Origin of the sequence: Bartonella vinsonii subsp. berkhoffii ATCC 51672 (assembly GCF_902825225.1) — a bacterium.
Classification (GTDB): domain Bacteria; phylum Pseudomonadota; class Alphaproteobacteria; order Rhizobiales; family Rhizobiaceae; genus Bartonella; species Bartonella berkhoffii.
In genome coordinates this window covers 1-421 of sequence record NZ_CADEAK010000209.1, presented here as the reverse complement: position 1 = coordinate 421, position 421 = coordinate 1, and the positions used below count along the sequence as shown (strand labels likewise).

Sequence of the window (421 nt, the reverse complement as noted above, 5' to 3'; positions counted from 1 at the left end):
GACTAACATTAGATATCCGTGGTCTTTCTATACGCTCAAAAGACATCCATGAAGAACGCAAAGGACCTAGTATAAACTCACCTCAGCACGTAATTGATGGCTTTCTACGCGCAACAAATCTGAGTGATATTTCTGAAGCAGACATTGCACATGATCGTAAAAAGGGTGATTTTTATATCGCTAAAATCATAAAAAAAGGCCGAAATGCAGAAGAAATTATTGCCGATATTTTACCAGATATTATTCGTAATTTTCCATGGCCTAAATCTATGCGTTGGGGCAAAGATTCAGCATAAAATGGAGCACTGAAGTAGATTCGACCTTTACAAAACATTCTTTGCGTTTTTGGACCAGAAATTGGTGAAACGCATGTTATTCCGTTTACAATTGGTTCGCTCAAAAGCAATAATCTAACCTCCGG

General features: G+C 37.8%; 1 pseudogene. It reads left to right on the top strand.

Features of this window, described 5'->3' with window-relative positions:
* Window positions 1-421: pseudogene (locus J7R10_RS08960) on the top strand (glycine--tRNA ligase subunit beta); the annotation flags it as partial.